General features: G+C 69.2%; 1 protein-coding gene and 1 pseudogene. Both read right to left on the bottom strand.

Annotated elements, in window-relative coordinates; genetic code table 11:
* A partial coding sequence (locus PGX04_RS32855; RefSeq protein ID WP_273742311.1) for a hydantoinase B/oxoprolinase family protein occupies window positions 1-1,362 on the bottom strand: 1,362 nt, incomplete at its 3' end.
* A pseudogene (locus PGX04_RS32850) lies at window positions 1,359-2,025 on the bottom strand (hydantoinase/oxoprolinase family protein); the annotation flags it as partial. The gene PGX04_RS32855 and the pseudogene PGX04_RS32850, both read right to left, overlap by 4 nt.

Raw genomic sequence — 2,025 nt, 5'->3', positions numbered from 1 at the left:
GACCGAGCGCTCGAGGCCCAGCCCGCCGCGAAATCGCCCGCGACCGCCGCTGTCGTCTCGGAGCGCGTAGTGCTCGACCCGGAGCGGGTACTCGGTCTCGAGCGATTCGACAGGGGTGTTGAGCGTGTTCGTCATACCGACCTGCACGCCGTCCATCCCGTCGCGGTCCGCTCGCGCGCCGAAGCCGCCGCCGATCGTCTCGTAGTAGGCGAAGGAGCCGTCCCGCGCGCCGACGGTGAGGTTGTTCATCGTCCCCTGGCTCTGGGCCGGTACGCGATCGGGCGCGGCCCCCGCGAGCGCGGTGAAGACGACATCGGTGACTCGCTGGCTGGTCTCGACGTTGCCACCGACGACCGCCGCGGGCGGCTCGGGATTGAGCAGCGAGCCCTCGGGCGCATGGACGCTCACCGGTTCGTAGCAGCCGTGGTTCGGCGGGATCTCGGGGTCGGTGATACAGCGGACGACGAAGTAGACGGCGCTCGTCGCGACCGCCACAGGGGCGTTGAGATTGCCCGCGACCTGCGCCGCGGTCCCCGCGAAGTCGACGTGGACCGTCTCGCCGTCGACGGTCACCGTCACCGCGATCTCGATGTCCTCGTCGGTCACGCCGTCGCCCTCAAGGAAGTCGGTCGCTTCGTAGGTGCCGTCGGGCAAGGCCGCGATCTCCTTAGTGATCCGCTCACGGGAATAGTCGATTACGGCGTCGAATCCCTCGAGGACGGTCTCGCGGCCGTGTTCCTCGAAGAGCGCGGCGAGCCGTTCCTCGGCGCGCTCGTTCGCCGCCTGCTGGGCGCGGAGGTCGGCCCGGCGCTCGCGAGGGTTGCGGACGTTCGCGAGGACGAGCGAGCGGACCTCTTCTCGATCCTCGCCGCCCTCGACGAAGCGAGTCGGCGGGAGCCGAAGCCCCTCCTGATAGATCTCCTGCGCACCGGCGGGCATGCTGCCGGGGGTCATCCCGCCGACATCGGCGTGGTGGGCTCGAGAGACCGCGTAGCCGACGATCGTTCCGTCGGGGGCGATCGGCGAGACCATCGTCACGTCCGGCAGGTGCGTTCCACCGGTGAAGGGGTCGTTGAGCACGAACACGTCGCCCGGATTCAGGTCGTGCTCGCGTACGGCGCCCACGGCGGCCGGCATCGCGCCGAGGTGAACGGGGATGTGCTCGGCCTGCGCGATCATCCGTCCCTCGGCGTCGAACAGCGCCGTCGAGCAGTCCCGACGTTCCTTGATGTTCGGCGAGTAGGCCCCCCGGATCAGGGTCTGGCCCATCTCCTCGGCGACGCTTTCGAGTTGGTTACGTAACACCTCGAGGGTCACCGGGTCGATGCTGTCGTCCGTGTCGTTCGTCGAACCTGGCGTCATTGTTCGTCCTCCTCCGTTCGCGTCATGATCAGCGTTCCGTCCGCGAGAATTTCGCCATCCCAGGCGGGCGGCACGACGGTCGTACTTTCGGCCTGCTCGAGCACTGCCGGCCCTGCGATAGACGCGCCCGTCTCGAGTCGGTCCCGGTCGTAGACGGTCGCCGCTCGCGGTTCGGTCCCGGTGCCGGGGAAGTGCGCTTTTCGAGTCCCAACGGCGGCGTCGCCCGCGCCCTCGTGGCGGATGGTCGGCTCCGATCCGGCTATCGTCGCCGTCGCGCGGAGATTGACGACCTCGATCGATTCATCCATCGCGTAGCCGTGGGTCCGCTCGTGGGCATCGTGGAAGCGATCTGCGACCGCTCTCGCGTCGAACTCGTCGTCGACGGGCACGGTCAGTTCGAAGCTCTGGCCCGCGTACCGGCAGTCGGCGCCCCGTTCGACCCGCGCCGCGTCCGGCTCGGACGCGTCCGAAAGCACGTCTGCCACGAGGCCGTCGTAGACGGTCTCGAGAGTGGCTGGATCGGCTGTGTCGAGGGCCACCCCGACGGTACGAACGGCATCGTAGCTCTCATCGGCCGCGAGCAGGCCGAACGCGGAGAGGACCCCGCCTGGTCGCGGGACGACGACCCGATCGACCGATAGCGAGTCCGCCAGCGCCGCGGCG

The organism is Natrinema soli (genome assembly GCF_028618695.1).
This window is presented reverse-complemented; position numbering and strand designations above follow the sequence as displayed.